Annotated in this window: 12 protein-coding genes; 3 read left to right on the plus strand and 9 right to left on the minus strand. The window is 33.6% G+C overall.

Going from position 1 to position 18223, the window contains the following annotated elements; genetic code table 11:
- The first annotated feature begins 5 nt into the window (after window positions 1-5).
- Window positions 6-1283, plus strand: a complete 1278-nt coding sequence (locus tag GWR14_RS04580; RefSeq protein WP_163407844.1) for a replication-associated recombination protein A — start codon at window positions 6-8, stop codon at window positions 1281-1283.
- A 13-nt stretch (window positions 1284-1296) separates the two neighbouring features.
- Here GWR14_RS04580 and GWR14_RS04585 read toward each other — a convergent pair whose 3' ends face one another.
- The 4 genes from GWR14_RS04585 to GWR14_RS04600 are packed head-to-tail and all read right to left on the minus strand — an operon-like array spanning window position 1297 to window position 3918.
- Entirely contained in the window at window positions 1297-2067 is a 771-nt protein-coding gene (locus GWR14_RS04585) for a hypothetical protein (RefSeq protein WP_163407845.1), read from the minus strand.
- A gap of 2 nt (window positions 2068-2069) precedes the next feature.
- Window positions 2070-2756, minus strand: a complete 687-nt coding sequence (locus tag GWR14_RS04590) for a YjjG family noncanonical pyrimidine nucleotidase (RefSeq protein WP_163407846.1) — start codon at window positions 2754-2756, stop codon at window positions 2070-2072.
- 3 nt (window positions 2757-2759) lie between these two features.
- A complete protein-coding gene (gene radC / locus GWR14_RS04595) occupies window positions 2760-3449 on the minus strand; it encodes a RadC family protein (RefSeq protein WP_163407847.1) in 690 nt (229 codons plus the stop codon).
- A 4-nt stretch (window positions 3450-3453) separates the two neighbouring features.
- Window positions 3454-3918, minus strand: a complete 465-nt coding sequence (locus GWR14_RS04600; RefSeq protein WP_163407848.1) for a GNAT family N-acetyltransferase — start codon at window positions 3916-3918, stop codon at window positions 3454-3456.
- A gap of 92 nt (window positions 3919-4010) precedes the next feature.
- On the opposite strand from GWR14_RS04600, the gene GWR14_RS04605 reads away from it, so the two are divergent.
- A complete protein-coding gene (locus GWR14_RS04605; RefSeq protein WP_163407849.1) occupies window positions 4011-4646 on the plus strand; it encodes a DUF1287 domain-containing protein in 636 nt (211 codons plus the stop codon).
- An 84-nt stretch (window positions 4647-4730) separates the two neighbouring features.
- On the opposite strand, the gene GWR14_RS04610 is transcribed toward GWR14_RS04605, so the two are convergent.
- Together GWR14_RS04610 and GWR14_RS04615 are read right to left on the minus strand one after the other, a co-directional pair.
- Window positions 4731-6086 carry a UDP-N-acetylmuramate--L-alanine ligase gene (locus GWR14_RS04610; protein ID WP_163407850.1) on the minus strand — a complete coding sequence of 452 codons (1356 nt, stop codon included), beginning with the start codon at window positions 6084-6086 and terminating at the stop codon, window positions 4731-4733.
- A gap of 64 nt (window positions 6087-6150) precedes the next feature.
- A complete protein-coding gene (locus tag GWR14_RS04615) occupies window positions 6151-6843 on the minus strand; it encodes a tetratricopeptide repeat protein (protein WP_163407851.1) in 693 nt (230 codons plus the stop codon).
- A gap of 120 nt (window positions 6844-6963) precedes the next feature.
- Between GWR14_RS04615 and GWR14_RS04620 the strand changes: the two genes are divergently transcribed.
- Entirely contained in the window at window positions 6964-13362 is a 6399-nt protein-coding gene (locus GWR14_RS04620) for an alpha-2-macroglobulin family protein (RefSeq protein ID WP_163407852.1), read from the plus strand.
- A gap of 110 nt (window positions 13363-13472) precedes the next feature.
- On the opposite strand, the gene GWR14_RS04625 is transcribed toward GWR14_RS04620, so the two are convergent.
- From GWR14_RS04625 to GWR14_RS04635, 3 genes are all read right to left on the minus strand, one after another.
- A complete protein-coding gene (locus GWR14_RS04625) occupies window positions 13473-15617 on the minus strand; it encodes a S46 family peptidase (protein ID WP_163407853.1) in 2145 nt (714 codons plus the stop codon).
- 179 nt (window positions 15618-15796) lie between these two features.
- Complete coding sequence (obgE, locus tag GWR14_RS04630) at window positions 15797-16798, minus strand: GTPase ObgE (RefSeq protein WP_163407854.1); 1002 nt, start codon at window positions 16796-16798, stop codon at window positions 15797-15799.
- Between the two features lie 87 nt (window positions 16799-16885).
- On the minus strand, window positions 16886-18160 hold the full coding sequence (locus tag GWR14_RS04635; RefSeq protein ID WP_163407855.1) for a hemolysin family protein: 1275 nt from the start codon (window positions 18158-18160) through the stop codon (window positions 16886-16888).
- Between the last annotated feature and the right edge of the window lie 63 nt (window positions 18161-18223).

Raw genomic sequence — 18223 nt, forward strand, 5'->3', positions numbered from 1 at the left:
ACAAAATGGAAGCACCTTTAGCCGAACGCATTCGCCCACAGAAATTAGAAGACTACATTAGTCAAAGCCATTTGGTTGGACCAAACGGATCATTAACGCAGCAAATTTCGAAAGGAATTATTCCGTCATTGATTTTCTGGGGACCACCCGGAACCGGAAAAACGACTTTGGCACAAATTATAGCACAGGAATCCAAAAGACCTTTTTATGTACTAAGCGCAATAAATTCTGGGGTAAAAGACATACGCGATGTAATTGAAAAAGCAAAACAAAGCGGAGGCCTTTTTACAGCTAAGAACCCAATTTTGTTTATCGATGAGATTCACAGATTCAGTAAATCACAGCAGGATTCACTTTTAGCAGCAGTTGAAAAAGGCTGGATTACTCTTATTGGAGCAACAACCGAAAACCCAAGTTTTGAGGTTATACCCGCACTATTATCCCGTTGTCAGGTTTATATCTTAAACGCTTTTACGAAAGACGATTTAGAAGCTTTATTACACAGAGCAATGAAATCAGATACCTTTTTAGCTTCTAAAAAAATCGTTCTGAAAGAAACCGAAGCATTGTTACGCCTCTCCGGCGGCGATGGCCGAAAACTGCTCAATATTTTTGAATTGGTTATAAATGCTTCTGCTAGTGACGAAATTATTATTACAAACGACAGGGTTCTTGAACTCGTCCAACAAAATACCGTTTTATATGACAAAACCGGAGAACAGCATTATGACATTGTTTCTGCTTTTATAAAATCAATAAGAGGTAGTGATCCTAACGGGGCTGTATATTGGCTAGCCAGAATGATAGAAGGCGGTGAAGATGTAAAATTTATCGCCCGAAGAATGTTAATTTTATCCAGCGAAGACATCGGAAATGCAAATCCTACGGCTTTCATTATGGCAAACAACACTTTTCAGGCTGTTTCTACAATTGGTTATCCTGAAAGCCGGATTATTTTAAGCCAGTGTGCCATTTATCTGGCCACCTCACCTAAAAGCAATGCATCATACATGGCTATAGGCAATGCACAGCAATTGGTAAAGCAAACGGGGGATTTACCAGTTCCAATTCATTTACGTAATGCACCAACAAAACTAATGAAAGAATTAGGATATGGCGAAGACTATAAATATTCTCACGATTATGCCAATAATTTTGCCGAACAGGAATTTTTACCAGATGCTATAAAAGAAACAGTTCTTTATAATCCTGGAAACAATTCGAGAGAGAATAGCAACCGTGAATTTTTAAAGAACCGTTGGAAAGATAAATATGGCTATTAACCAAATTTATAGTTTAGAATTTAACTGAAACTTTTTCAGAAACTAATTTGTCATCTTTATAATATTCAAAAAACCATTGATTATCTTTTGCATTCAAAGTTCCCTGAACCCCGTCTTTTATAGCAATGAAAGAATCAGGACGAGAAGTTTTCATCAATTTCATAACCACTTTTGGTGTTTTGTCAATTAACTGATAACCTGTTTCTGTTGGCTGAGCATACAATAGATTAGGATCAGAAAGATTTACTGCAGTTGTTGAAACAGCAGAAGTTGTAGAAGCTACAGAAGTAGTAGCCGGAACTGATGAAACGGCCGCAACAGTAACCGCTGGTGTTATTGCAGAAGATACTACACCGGTTTTTCCATTATATTTATAATGCAGATTATTTACTGAAACGAAAGCCAAATCGAGACATTCGCGGTATGCAGTTTCAAAATCTTTTTCTTTACTTCTCCCTATTTCCGAAGTATACATTACTTTACCGTAACAATCTTTAAATTCTATAAAAAGTTTTGTAACCAAAAAAGCATTATCCCTTTTTACATCTGCATATAATAAATCACAACGGTTAATTAATTCTGCCGGAAGCTGATCATTTTCATAATAAGCTTCAAATCCTGCCTTAATTAGATTTGCTTTTGTCTGGGTTGAAAGCCTGTATGGATTTACCCCTTTTGCAAAATCAAATTTTATAGGTACAATAACTGCTTTAAAGTCGTTTACAGATTGCGAAAAACCTAAAAAGGAAGTAAAAAGAAAAAGCAATAAAAATTTAATTCTCATAATTATAAATATTTTTTAAGTTCTAAAAGATTGTTTATTTGTTTAATATTCATAGGTACTTCTACCTTCTTATCGTTAAAAAAAATAGCATCAAGACCAGCATTCAACGCACCATTTACATCCGCATCCAGACAATCACCAATCATAATACAATTTTCTTTTGAAGCCTGTGCCAAATTCACAGCATAATCAAAGATAATACTATTTGGTTTTTTTACACCTGCCAATTCAGAATTTGTAATCGTACTAAAATAACCCGACAAGGCCGCATTGTTTATTTTTTTATCCTGAACACTTGCAAAACCATTGGTAATGATATGCAAGTTATATTTCGGTTTTAAATAATCCAAAACTTCAATAGCTCCTTCAAAAAGATGATTATTATCTGTTAAAAATTCAATATAATCATTTGCTATTACATTTATATCTTCATCAGAAACAATCATTCCCAAAGCATCAAAAGAGAATTTCAATCGGTTATAACGTAATTCCTGATGTGTAATTTTATCATTTTGATATAATTTCCAGCAGGCCTGATTTACAGGAATATATTTTTCTATAAAATCCTGACATCTGATTTCCGGAAATTTGCTTTTAAAAATCCGTTCAAAGGCCATTTCTGAGTTTCTGTCAAAATCCCAAAGCGTGTGATCCAAATCAAAAAAAACGTCCGTAATATTTGTATTCATAACTTATAAAATTCCTTCATCCGCAAAACTATAATATTTTGTTTCAGTAATAATCAAATGATCTAAAACTTTAACATCTAATTGATCACCGGCCAGTTTTATTTTCTTTGTAATATGTCTATCGGCTTCACTCGGAATCAATCCGCCTGAAGGATGATTATGACATAATATCAGGCCAGTCGCCCCATTTTCTAAAGCAAGTTTAAAAACAATACGCACATCAACAATAGTTCCTGAGATACCTCCTTTACTTAATTGAGATTTTAAAATTACCTTATTGGAATTATTCAGAAAAAGCACCCAAAATTCTTCATGCGGAAGTTCCCCAATAATAGGCTGCATGATTTCGAAAACAATTTTACTGGATGTTATTTTTGTTAATTCGACCGTATCCTCTGCCCTTCTACGTCTACCTAATTCAAGTGCTGCAATAATTGCAATGGCTTTTGCTTCCCCTATTCCTTTAAAATTAGTTAACTGGCTGAGAGACATTTTTCCCAAAGAATTTAAGGTATCTACACTCGATAAGATTCGTTTACTCAAATCAACAGCTGATTCGTTACGACTTCCCGAACCAATCAAAATTGCAATCAGTTCGGCATCGCTCAAAGCGTTTTTGCCTTTAATCATTAATTTTTCGCGCGGACGGTCGTCTTCAGACCAATTTGTAATTGGAAAATGTGTTGCTTGCATTTGGTTAAATATTAATGTTTTTGCTCATACAAACACTATTTTTTTGCCCCACATAAGGTTCGTAGTTATCAGTTATTTTAAATCCAACTTTTTGATATAAAGTAATTGCTTCAACTTGTTTATACAGTGTTTCTAAAATCAAAACTTCGAAACCTTGTTCGATTGCCTTATTTTCAACTTCCTTAATAATTAGCTGTGCCAATCCAAGTCCTCTTGCTGCAGGTAAAACAAACATTCTTTTCAGTTCAGCCGTAGTATTATTATATTTTTTAAAACAACCGCAGCCCACTGGTTCGCTGTCTAGATACAACATAACCACATTGGGGTTGAATTCTATCAAATTATTTTGCCAATAATCCGTTTTTAATTCCGGGTAACGTTCCCACAAAAAAGTATCAAAAGTGTTGTATAAAAATATGAAATCAGGATTTTCGCTTGTTGTATAGACAACTCTAATTTTTTCAGGCATATAGTTTTATCAATATTTTCAAAAATAAGAAAAATCATTCAATAAAAACTCATTTGTTATTTCGATAATCATTAATTTTAAAATAAAAAAGAATGAAAACTATCTGTCTTATTTTTATTGCGCTCTTCTTCTTTTCTTGTAATCAAAAAGAAAACAACAAATTAGCTTTTAGTACCCCTACTAAAACTGTTGCAAAAACTTTTGAAGAAAAATTATCCGAAGCAGCTGTTTCCATAATTGATCCATCGATACAATATGATCCTGCCTATTTTGCCATAAAATATCCCAATGGTGACATACCGGAAGGAAAAGGTGTCTGCACCGATGTAATAATCAGGGCGTACAGAAAATTGGGAATCGATTTGCAAAAAGAAGTTCACGAAGATATGAATGCTAATTTTGCTCTTTATCCCAATTTAAAAAAATGGGGAATGACAAAAACAGATACAAATATCGACCACCGAAGAGTTCCTAATCTAGAAGTTTTCTTTGAAAGAAAAGGAACAAAATTAGCTGTTTCTGAAAATGCAAAAGATTATAAAACAGGAGAAATCGTTACCTGGATGATAAAAGACAAACTACCTCACATTGGAATCGTCACAAACAAAAAATCAGATGATGGTAAACGAAATCTAATTGTTCATAATATTGGCAGCGGACAGGTTTTGGAAGATTGTTTGTTTGAGTATAAGATTGTCGGACATTATATCTACACAAATTTAAATTAGATAATAAGATAATGTGCCAATTAGATAATTTAAAAAAAAGTGCCAACTGAAAACAATTGGCACATTATCTAATTATCTCATTTACTAATTAATCAACTCCTTAACGTCATCAAAATTTAAACCTCCATAATTTCCTGAGCTCATCAAAAGCAAGGCTGAATTGTCCAGATTTAAATTGAATAAATATTCTTTGAATTCAGCTGGATTGGTGTAAATAATCAAATCTTCTCTATTAAAAGAATTGGCAATTTGTTCGTAAGTTACTTCTTCCAGTTGTTTAATTTTTACCGCATCCGGTGAATAGAACACAACGGCTATATCAGCATATTCTAATGCGCCCTCGTATTCTTTTAAAAATTCAGCGTTTAAACTGCTATAGGTATGCAATTCCAAACAAGCTACCAAAGTTCTGTCCGGATATTGCTCTTTTACTGCTTTTGTAGTTGCAGCTACTTTACTTGGGGAATGTGCAAAATCTTTATAAGCTACTTTACCTTTACCTTCCGCGATTTTTTCTAAACGTTTTGATGCTCCTTTAAAACTTGCAATTGCTTCGTAGAAATCAGCTTCGTCAACACCCATATTCTGGCAGATCCATTTTGCACCGGCAAGATTATTTAAGTTATGAGCTCCAAAAACCTCAATTGGCATATCTCCTTCAGGAGTTTTCAATAACGTTACGCCATCACTTACTGAATATTCCGGTGTATGATAAGGTAATTTACGAATTGGATTTGTTGCAGCCTCAGATACACGTTTTACTTCAGGATCATTTTCATTGTAAACCAAAATTCCGCCATTAGTAATTTTCGAAATGAAAATTTCAAACTGCTCTACATAATTTTCATAAGTTGGAAACACATTGATATGATCCCAAGCAATTCCTGAAATTAAAGCAATATTTGGCTGATACAAATGAAACTTCGGACGACGGTCAATTGGAGAAGATAAGTACTCATCACCTTCCAGTACCATAAAATCATTTTCTTCTGTAAGATGCACCATGGTATCAAAACCTTCCAATTGTGCTCCAACCATATAATCTACTGCGATATTATGGTAATGCATCACATGCAAAATCATCGAAGTAATTGTCGTTTTTCCGTGAGAACCACCAATTACAACACGGGTTTTATTTTTTGATTGTTCGTATAAAAACTCCGGATAAGAATATATTTTAAGCCCTAGTTCCTGTGCTTTTAGCAATTCAGGATTATCTGCTTTGGCATGCATTCCTAAAATTACAGCTTCAATATCTGCAGTAATTTTTTCAGGAAACCATCCCATTTCTGCAGGAAGAATTCCTTTTTTCTCTAATCTTGATTTTGAAGGTTCAAAAATAGCATCGTCACTTCCTGTAACATGATATCCTTTATTATGTAATGCTAATGCTAAATTGTGCATCGCACTTCCGCCTATGGCGATGAAATGTGTTTTCATTTAAAATTTCAATTTTTAAGTTCCAAATTCTAATTGATTTCAGAATTCAGTATTTGAGATTTGATTATTTTGAGTCAAATTTTCGTTTTAATTCCTGAGCTTTTTTGGGCTCTTTTAATTTGTTCAAATATAAATTATATAATTTTTGAAATGTAACTTTTGAATTGCCAATTTCGTGTGCTTTTTTATAATTTTTTTCGGCCGAATCGTATCTTTTAAAATACTCCTCGATTCTTCCCTTAGATAAATAACCGTCAACAGGTGAAATTTTCGCCAGTTCGTTTGAATAGGATATTGCTTTTGATTCGCTCCCGCCTAAAATTCCGGGCAGCTGCAGATAAATTTCAATCAGAGCCCATCGGGCAGGAATGTGCTTTTGATTGAGACTAATCGCTTTTTCAAAAGCTTCTCTCATATCGTCTACCATTCCAAAAGCCTTTATTTTATTAACTTCGTTGGCTCTCATCGCCAAGCAGCCACCAAATTTATAAAAATAATCAGCCTCAGCAGGTTTTAATTCTTTCAGTTTCCTGAAATATTCTGCCCCTTCCATCCATGATTTCTGATAAGCAGCAATCTCACCCAAATATTCAAGAGTTTTTATATCTGAAGGTCTGGTTTTCAAAATTCCTTCAAAAATAGTCTGGGCTTCATCGTATTTTTTAGCATGAAATAATTTTTCGGCTTTTTCAAAATTCGATTGTGACCAAATCAAAATTGGCGCAAGCAAAAAAAGAAGCTGCAGAAGTTTTTTCATAACTCAAAAATAAGGAATTATAAAATGCATATTTTGCTTTTGGTGATAAATTAGTAATTTGTACGAAAATTTTTTAATGACTTACAAACTCTAAAAAACATAAATAGCAAAAACTACCTTATGAAAAATATACTTTTTGTTTTTTTACTCTTCTCTATTTCTCTATTTGCACAACAAAACGATAAAAAATGGACTAAAGCCATTAACTACGAAAATGAAGGCAAAATTAAATCGGCTAATGAAGTAGTCGCTAAAATTTATAAAAAAGCCGTTGCTAAAAAAGATGAACCACAAATGATAAAATGTTTTTTTTATCATTCCAAATATCTTCAGGTTCTTGATGAAAATGCAAAAACCAAAATCGTAGAAAACCTAAAAAAAGACATCAATAGAGTTTCAATACCTTCAAAAGCAATTTTGAATCTCATATATGCCAAACATTTAAAAGACAAATATAATTATGATGACGTATACGCTATTGTTGATAGTGCAGTGGCATATGTAGACAGTGCTGCAGCAGTTGTTGATAGCGCGGCTGCACTCATCGATGCAGCGGCTGCAACGATTGATACTGCTTCTGTTACAGGTATTAAAATTGAAGAAATTGATTCAGTAGCGGTTCCGGAATCAGATTATGTTACTGCGGAACTTATTTCTGAAAATGATGTAGTTCTTGCATTCGAAAAAACATTGGAAAATGAAGAAATTTTAAAGAAAACGCCATTAACATCTTACAAAGATATTTTTGATTTTCCTTTGCTCGAAAAATTTAAAGAAGAAAATGTATATACTTATTTAGTAAAAGAAAATATTGATTTTTATAAAGAGAAAATAGAAACCTGGAAAATTGATCATACAGCTTTAAACAATCATAAAGAGGAACTTTTAGGGGATTCTGATACATTTTTAAAATTCAATCTTGATTTTGCAAAAGATGAGAATACCAGGAAAGTTGTGTCTTTATATCAAAAACTAGAAGCAGATAATCCGTCATTAGAAAATCAATTTGACCGTGCACAATTTTGCTCTCAAATTTTACTTGATTCGGCCGAGAGTTTTAGTTCTTATTTAGATCAACTTGCAAAAAAAGCGACTAAAAATGACCTTACTCAGAAGATAAAATTAGAAAAAGCTAAAGTTTTACTGCAATTGGCTTCAAAGGAAACCTATCCTAATAATAAAGTTGAAGCCTTAGCATTGCTTGATGAAATTATAAAAAAAGATGACAAATCAAATACTTCAAAACTTGCTTCTGTTCAAAAACAAAATATACTATCAAAATTTCTCTCTGTTGAGCTTATAAAAAACAGTTATGAAAATGAAAATACAAGAGCTCACATTCAATATACCAATGTAAACAAACTAAGTATTTCTTTTTATAAAATTGATCTATCTCAAGCTTTTAAATTTGAAGAAGTATCTGAAATTAGAAAAGACAGTTTGGTAAAATTGATTCTTCAGAAACAAAAGAAAATTAGTTCTGAAACTTATAACTTAATTGATAAAAAAAATTATTTTCCTTACTCAACGGAAGTATTATTAACAAAATTACCAAAAGGAAATTATTTGGTTTATTTTGAAAGTGACTCAGATTCAAAAGACAAAAAGGCATTTGGTTATGAAACTATTACTGTTTCAAATATTTCAGCACTTGTTTCCAGAAAAGATCAAACCGAAACCTATCAGGTTTTAGATCGAAAAACTGGAAAGCCTCTTGAAAATGTCTCTATCCAACTTAAAGATGAAGTAAAAAAGACAAATATTGATGGAATAACATCATTTAAAGTTAGCACCAATCAATATGCATATGATCCCAGAAGAATAAAATTTATTCTTGAAAATGATAGTATTGTAATTCCAAAAAATTATATTCAATATGCTGAAGAATATAAAACATCTGAAAATAAAAGAACAGATGCAAAGGTCGAATTCTATCTGGACCGCGCCATATACAGACCTGGTCAAAATGTTTATTTTAAAGGAATTGTCATTCAAAAGAACAAGACTAAAACAAGTGTTGTAGCCAATATAAACTATAAAGTTTTCGTTACGAATGGAAATTATCAAAAGATAAAAGAATTTGACGTGAAGACAAATGAATATGGATCCTTTTTTGGAGAATTCATAATTCCTAAAAACGGTATGACAGGCAGTTATCACATTGGAGTTTCTCGCCCTGATGATATTGAAAAAACCGACGAAACATTTTGGAACAATACAAATCTGGAAAATTCTACAAAATATTTTGACGTTGAAGAATACAAACGTCCAAAATTTGAAGTGACTTTTGATACTAAAAAAGAAAGTTTCCAACTTAATGCGCCAGTCAAAATAAAAGGAAATGCAAAAGCTTTTGCAGGAAGTTCTATTTCAGATGCTGTAGTAAAATATACTGTATCAAGATATACTACTTATTTTAGAAATTATTACGGTCGTGAAGAAAATGAAACTTTGGTTGTTGGAGAAACTAAAACAGATGCTTCAGGGAAATTTACTATTGATTTTACGGCATTACCTTCAGAAAACAGTTTAAAAGAAAATTTACCAGTTTTTAATTATGATATCGAAGCTTCTGTTACTGATATAAACGGAGAAACGCATACAGCACAAACATCCGTAAAAATTGGGTATCATGATTTAATGTTAAATGTGCAAATTCCGAATCGCATTGATACCAAAGACAAAAATGAAATTAAATTAAGCAGCACCAATCTAAATGGTGAATTTTTGGCTGCTAAAGGTGAAGTAAAATTATACTTTGTAAGTCCTTTTTCTAATAAATTCAAACCTGCAATTTTTAATAAAGCTGAACTGGAAATGATTTCTAAAGAAGATTTTGAAAAATTATTTCCTTATGAAATGTCTGAAAACTCAATTAACAAGGAACATTCAGAAACCTTATTATTCTCAAAAAAGATTGATACTGAAAAAGATAAAAAAATAGTTTTAGACTTTATTTCGAATTATAAATCTGGGAATTACAAAATAGTATTTTCTGCAAAAGATACTTTTAATAATCCTGTCGAAGCGACTTCAAACTTTAGCATTAAACAAAGCAAAGACAAATACGATCCAAGTAAATTATTTACCGTAGAGCAAGTTAACACTGATCCTAAAAAAGATGGTTATACTTTAATAAAAGTAGCATCCGTTATTCAAGAGCTTTATCTGATAACCAATGCAAACTATGAAAATAAGATATATTTTGAAAACGTTGTTCATTTGAAAAATCACGAAACAACCATCAAAATTCCTTTAAAAAATGAATTTGAAAAACAAATAAAAATAGGATTTGATTGTGTTTTTGAAAATGAAAATTTTACAGATGAAATTGCAGTTTCTTTAAAAATGCAAGAACCAAAACTAGAATGGACTGTAGAAAGTTTTAGAACTAAAATACAACCCGGAAGTCCTGAAAACTGGTCATTCAAATTAAATGGTCTTCATACCAAAACGGAAGCAGAAGTTTTGGCTTCGATGTACGACAGCTCTTTAGATCAGTTTACCGTAACAGAATGGGAGTTATTAAATTTTAATAATTACAATTATAATCGTGCTAATTTTAAAACTTCAATAGGTTTTGAACAAATCTATTCTAATGTTAATTATTTAAACGATATACATCTTCCGTTCGATTTAAAAGATGAAGAAATTAAACTAAAATGGTTTGGTTTTAATTTTCACAACAGTAGATATGGCGATTCGTTGGGCATTACAATTGCTGATATTAAAGATAAAAAAGTAGGCAGCGAAACGATCAAAGGAGACCCAGATGCAGTACTAACTGTTGATGAGCCTGTTGGAGTCGGAGCGGTAAGTAATGTTGTTGTAGATTCTGCAGCAGCAAAAGTAGATATGGTTCGATTTGTAAAACCTGCTTTATTAGCCGCATCGTCAAGTCCTGAATACTATTTTCAAACTAATAAAGTAAAATTTGTTCCGGGTCAAAAAATTACAAGTGGTTTAACCTCGATGGTTATTAAGGCTACAACATTATATATTATTGACGGCGAAATTTCATCTGAAGATAATTTCAAAAAAATAGATCCTGAGAATCTTCTTGATATAGATTTTTTAACACCAGATAAAGCCACGGCGATTTACGGAAACAAAGCATCCGCAGGAGCAATTATAATTTCAACCAAAACAGCGTTACAAGACTTAACCCAAGTAAAAGCCAGAAAAAACCTTTCTGAAACCGCTTTCTTTTTCCCAAATTTAAAAACAGATTCTAAAGGAAAAGTGAGTTTTAATTTTACATCCCCGGAAGCTTTAACCTCATGGAAACTTCGTCTGCTTGCACATAACAAAGAAGCCGCTTCAGGTTATTTAGAGAAAAGTGTTGTGACTCAAAAAGAACTAATGGTTTTACCAAATTTTCCGCGCTTCTTCAGAGAAAAAGATACAATTGTTATCAGCGCAAAAATTTCGAATGTTACTGCCGAAGCCAAAACCGGAATTGCCAGTTTACAATTCTTTGACGCTGTAACCATGCAGCCAATAGATGCTAAAATGCTGAATACCGATAATATTAAAAATTTCACCATTCCACCTTATGGAAATACAACTGTCAACTGGACAATTTCAATTCCGGAAGGCCTGCAGGGGGTTCAGTATAAAATTTTGGCAAAAGCAGGTAATTTTTCAGATGGAGAAGAAAATATCTTACCCGTTCTGACCAACAATATGCTGGTTACAGAAAGTATTCCCGTTTGGGTTCGTGAGAATTCTACAAAAGAATATACGTTTGAGAATTTAAAGAATAATAATTCAACAACCTTAAGAAACCATCAGTTTACGTTGGAATACACCTCAAATCCAACCTGGCTTGCGATTCAGTCACTTCCTTATCTGATGGAATACGAGCATGAATGTGCCGAACAGACTTTTGCCCGCTTTTATGCAAATGCACTGGCTTCTGAGATTATTTCCAGCAATCCTAAAATTGCAACTGTTTTTGAAGACTGGAGAAAAAACGGGAAACTGAATTCTAAATTAGAAGAAAACGAAGAATTAAAATCGATAATTCTGGCTGAAACTCCCTGGCTGAATGACGCTTCACAAAGCGAAGAGGAAAAGAAAAAGAACCTGGCGCTTTTGTTTGATTTGGAGAAAATGAAAACATCTCACGAAGCTACTTTCGAAAAACTAAAAAAGAAGCAAAACAGCTCCGGAGGTTTTCCGTGGTTTGAAGGCGGTGATGAAAGCGAATATATTACCAGACATATTCTGGCAGGCTTAGGACATTTATCAAAACTGAGCAAAGACGAAAAGAATGCTTTAAAAATAAATGAAATTGCAAAAACCGGAATTCCGTATTTAGATCAAAAGTTTTTAGAACATCATAAAACGAGAACTCGTAATCTTAAAAAAGGAGATAAATTTTTATGGTTTAATCCGTATTCTGACTTGCATTATCTCTATACCAGAAGTTTTTATTTAGAGAAATACCCTCTTTCTGATACTTTGAAAAAAGCAACGAAGTTATATCTGGAAACTGCTAAAAAAGAGTGGCTAAATTATTCTATTTACGAAAAAGGGTTAGCCTCTTTAATTTTGAATCGTTTTGAAGAAAAAGAAAGTGCTAAAACAATTATTGAAAGCTTAAAAGAAACTGCATCCAACAATGAAGACTGGGGCATGTACTGGATTGCCAACAAAGCAGGCTGGTACTGGTATCAGGCTCCAATTGAAACTCAGGCATTGCTAATTGAGGCTTTCGCCGAAGTAAATCAGGACACAAAATCTATTGATGCTATGAAAGTCTGGTTATTAAAAAACAAACAAACCAAAAACTGGCCAACGACAAAATCAACGACCGAAGCGATTTATGCTCTACTAATGCAGGGAACAGACTGGCTTTCTGTAAAAGATAATACCGTGATAAAATTGGGAGATGAAAAAATCGTAACTAAAAAATTAGCAGAAAACGAAAAAGAAGCTGCAACCGGTTATATCAAAATGAACTGGAGAGCAGAAGAAGTGAAAAAAGAAATGGCTTCAATAAAAATTGAAAACAAATCTAAAGTTCCCGGTTTTGGTGGTGTTTACTGGCAGTATTTTGAAGATTTGGACAAAATCAAAAATAACTCCGGAGCGGTTTTATCAGTTGCAAAAGAATTATATCTAAAGAAAAGCACTTTGAAAGGTGATGAATTAGTAAAAATCACAAGTAAAAATCCTTTAAAAATTGGTGATTTAATTACCGTGAGATTAATTATTTCTGCGAAAGAAGATACAGAATACATTCATTTGAAAGATATGCGTGCTTCCTGTTTTGAGCCAGTAAATGTACTTTCTGAATATCAATATAAAGATCAATTGGGTTATTATATGAGTACAAAAGATGCCGCAACTCATTTCTTCTTTAGCAGGATTAACAAAGGAACTTATGTGTTAGAATATGATATAAGAGTCAATAACAGCGGTGAATTCTCTAATGGAATTACTACTATTCAAAGTATGTATGCTCCGGAATTTGCGAGCCATACAAAGGGTATTAGGGTGAAAGTAAATTAACCTGTTGATAAGGGCTTCGACTCCGCTCAGCCTGACATAGCTAAAATCAAGGTAACAAAAACCCGACAGATTTGAATTCTGTCGGGTTTAATTTTTATACAAAATTGAGATTATTTTGCAATCGTCAATTCGTCAATAATATTTTTTGCTCCTGCGTATTTGTCGATAATCCAAAGTACGTAACGAATATCAACGTTGATAGTTCTTTGTAATTTAGAGTCGAAAATTACGTCTCCTGCCATTGCTTCGATGTTCCCGTCAAAAGCGATTCCGATTAATTCTCCTTTTCCGTTAAGAACCGGTGAACCAGAGTTTCCTCCTGTAATATCGTTATCAGTCAAGAAATTCACTGGCATATAACCCGCTTTATCAGCATATTGTCCAAAATCTTTTGCATTGTTTAATTCTAACAAACGTTTTGGCAAATCAAATTCAGCATCTCCGGCTTTGTATTTTTTTACCATACTAGCCATATCTGTATAATTGTTGATTTTTGCATCGTTGCGAGGATCAGCTGGTAAAGCACGAACTTTTCCGTAAGTTAATCTCAAAGTAGAGTTTGCATCCGGATATTTAACCGCATTCAATTTTGATTCTCTTAAACCTTCTACCAATAAACGGTAAGCGGTTGCAAAACCATCATCCGCTTTTGCCTGATCATCTGATTTAGCTCGGTACTTTGTCAACAAATCAGTAGAGATAATATACAAAGGATCAAGTGGAAGTGCCGCCGGTTTTGGACTTGCTAAGTATTCTAAAACCTTTTCTTTAGATGTAAAGAAACTTGTTTCAGTTGCTTTTGCAATATCCGCAGTAAAATCACCATTATTAGCTGCTTTCATTTTAGCGATTTGTGGCGCTAAACCATATTCAGCCGCTTTTGCAGCATATAAATTTAACTGCGCTGTCAATACATCTTTTTCTAATGGAGGATAAAATTCACCATAAATACTCTCCACCATTGCATTGATTTTAGGAAGCATTTCTGCTTTTTTAGCATCATTTTCCTTAGAGTATGCAATTAATGCATTTCCTAAAGTTGCAGGTCCTGTTGCAAGAGCTGAAGTACGTAAAAGCTGTATTAAATAATTATCATGAGTCGCTTTTAAATTCGTTTCTCTGTAATAATCATTGATTGTTGGAATAACATTTTCGTATTTTTCTTTATTAGCAGGTTTACTCGCCCATTCGTAAAATTTATCTTCCTGAGCTGCTTTTATATCTACTGTTCCAGCTTTTGTCAACGCATCAATCATACCCTGACGGTTTTTCCAGTAATTGGCAGTCGAAGCATATTTTGAAGCATATTGCAAACGAACAGTAGCATCCTTATCCATATACTTTTTCATTTGGTCCATTCCGGTTTTAGCACCTTCAACCCATGCAGGATAAGCATATTTTATGTTTTGTTCGATTCCTCCGGCCGGCATCCAACGGTTTGTTCTTCCTGGGTAACCTAAAATCATTGCAAAATCATTTTCTTTTACTCCTTTGATACTTACCGGAAGATAATGTTTTGGCTGCAATGGCACATTGTCTTTAGAATATTCTGCAGGATTGCCGTCTTTGTCAGCATATACTCTGAACATTGAGAAATCTCCTGTTTGACGAGGCCACTCCCAGTTGTCAGTGTCTCCACCAAATTTACCAACACTTTCAGGAGGCGTTCCAACTAAACGTACGTCTGTATAATCCTGATAAACGAAATAATAATATTCATTTCCCTGAAAAAAAGGACGAACAGAAACGGTATATTTTCCGCCTTCGTTATTTTCCTTTTCGATTAAAGCAATTTCCTGCTGAATGATTTTGTTTCTTTCCGTTTCTGTCATAGTAGGATTTACTTTTGACAAAATTCTTTTTGAGACATCATCCATACGCACGAAGAAACGAACATACAAAGATTTTGGCTTCATTTCCTGACTACGGTCTTTCGCCCAGAAACCATCTTTTAAATAGTTTTGCTCAGCAGTTGAAAGTTCAGCAATTGCATCGTAACCGCAGTGGTGGTTGGTTAAAACCAAACCATTTTTAGAAACAATCTCAGCAGTACAGCCTCCGTTAAACTGCACAATCGCATCTTTTAAACTATGGTGGTTAATGCTGTAAATTTCTTCGGCTGTCAATTGCAGACCCATTTTCTGCATATCTCTATGATTCAGTCTTTCGATGAACATTAAGAACCACATTCCTTCATCGGCTCTTACAGGGAATGCCATAAGGCACATGGTCAAGAATAAAATTATTTTTTTCATGTTATTTTGTTTAAGTCTTGCGAAGATAATTCATTTTCACAATCATAACACTTAATTCACATTGAAAATCAAATTTAGAAGTCTCTTTTTATTGCTTTTTTGCGAATTTAACATTTTATTAAAAACAAAAAAGGTGTCCTGCAGTACAGAACACCCTCATATAAAATTCAATATTTTTTTTACTCATTAAGCATTTTCCAAAGCTTATCTTTCAAATCAGTCAAACCTTGCTGAGCAACAGATGAAATAAACATATAAGGAACTCCTTTGAAAGAAATATCTAACTCGGCTTTCAGTTCGGCTTTCAATTCATCATCCAGCATATCGCATTTTGAAATAACGACAAGACGTTCTTTGTCTAACATTTCAGGATTATATTTCGTCAACTCATTAACCAAAATATCATATTCACCTTTAATATCTGCCGTGTCAACAGGAATCAAAAACAATAAAGTTGAGTTACGTTCAATATGTCGAAGGAAATAATGCCCTAAACCTTTTCCTTCTGCAGCACCTTCAATAATTCCTGGAATGTCTGCAATTACAAAAGACTGAAAATCTCTGTAAGCCACGATTCCTAAATTAGGCTTTAAAGTAGTAAAAGGATAATCGGCAATTTTTGGTTTTGCTGAAGTCAATACAGACAATAATGTAGATTTCCCTGCATTTGGGAAACCAACCAAACCAACATCTGCCAGAACTTTAAGTTCCAAAATCACATCCATTTCTAAACCCGGTAAACCAGGCTGTGCGTAACGAGGCGTTTGATTTGTCGAACTTCTAAAATGCCAGTTTCCTAAACCTCCTTTTCCTCCTTTTGCCAGAATCTTTTTTTCACCGTGTTCTGTAACTTCAAAAAGCGTTTCCCCGGTTTCTTTGTCTTTTACAACAGTTCCAAGAGGCACTTCAATGATTTTATCTTCTCCGTCTGCACCTGTACTTCTGTCAGAACCTCCGTCTCCACCATGACCCGCTTTAATATGACGTGCAAACTTTAAATGAAATAATGTCCAGAGTCCTTTATTCCCAACTAAATATACATGTCCTCCACGTCCACCGTCTCCTCCGTCCGGACCTCCTTTTTCAATAAATTTCTCTCTATGTAAATGCGTAGATCCTTTCCCTCCTTTTCCGGAAGAAACATATATCTTAACGTAATCTACAAAATTTCCTTCTGTCATTTTCTTTGTTTATGTATAGTTTCAGGTTTCAGGTTTCAGGTTATGCATTACGCAACTTGAAACTTTAAACATGAAACAAATTTTCCTCTACTCTTTTAAAGCTTTTACTAACACTTTATCAATCTTAACGCCGTCCATATCGACAACTTCTAAGACAAATTTCTGCCAAACTAACTTCTCACCTTCTTTTGGGATATGAGAAAGTTCAGTCATAATCATTCCACTTACGGTGTTTACTTCGTAATCGTTTGTTAATTCGTCTAATTCAAAATAGGTTAAGAAATCGTGCAACGAATAATGCCCGTCAACCAGCCATGAACCGTCTTCTCTTTCTATAAGCTGGAATTCATCTTTGTAAAATTCAGATGCGTCACCAACCAAAGCTTCAAGGATATCGTTCAGGGTAATCAGTCCCTGAAAAACGCCATATTCGTCTGAAACCAACGCATAATGAATACCTGTTTTTTTAAAATTTTCCAAAGCTTTGTAAGCAGTGGTTTGTTCCATTAAATAAGGAGCTTCCGTCATTATTGAAGCCAAATCAAAATTATCTTTTTCGATATTGGCAAAAATATTTTTTAAGGTCACAACTCCAACAATATCATCATAATTATCATTGTAAACCGGATAAACTGCATGTAAATCCTGAACCACCAGCTCTTTAATTTTAGCTTTATCTTCTTTTAAAGGAAGCATATCTACCGATTTACGATGTGTCATCAACGAGCTTACTTTGCGGTCTCCAATATGAAAAACTCTCTCCACAATATCCTGCTCAATTTCCTGAACTTCCCCCACTTCGGTACCCTCTTTAATGATGGCCTTGATTTCTTCTTCCGTAACTTTTCCGTCAGCGGTTGGTTTGATTTGCAAAATATTCAACAAGAAATCTGTTGAAGAAGTTAATAACCAAATAAATGGTGCCGTAATGATCGAAATTACTTTCATCGGCATGGCTACCATTTTGGCAATTGATTCTGGATAATTTAATCCAATTCGTTTTGGCAGTAATTCTCCCAAAACCAATGAGAAAAAAGTCAATACAACTACCACAATTCCAACTGCAACTGAATGTGCATAAGGTTTTAAAACTGCAATGCCGCCAACAAAAGTTTCGACATCCATTGTGATTTTATCTCCGGAATAAATACCCGTCAAAATTCCGATTAAGGTAATTCCGATTTGTACTGTTGATAAAAATTTGTTTGGGGAATTGGCTAAATCGAGTGCCGTTTTAGCGCTTTTGTTGCCTTTTTTTGCTGCTGTTTCAAGCCTGTTTTTACGGGCCGAAATCAAAGCGATTTCAGACATGGAGAAAACTCCGTTTAATAAAATCAGAAAAAATATAATTAGTATTTCCAATTGAGTGTAGGTTCGTTATAAAAATGTTTTCGTTAAAAATAATTCGCAATCTTGATTTTTAGC

It is taken from the genome of Flavobacterium ajazii, assembly GCF_010614725.1.
GTDB classification, from domain to species: Bacteria; Bacteroidota; Bacteroidia; order Flavobacteriales; family Flavobacteriaceae; genus Flavobacterium; species Flavobacterium ajazii.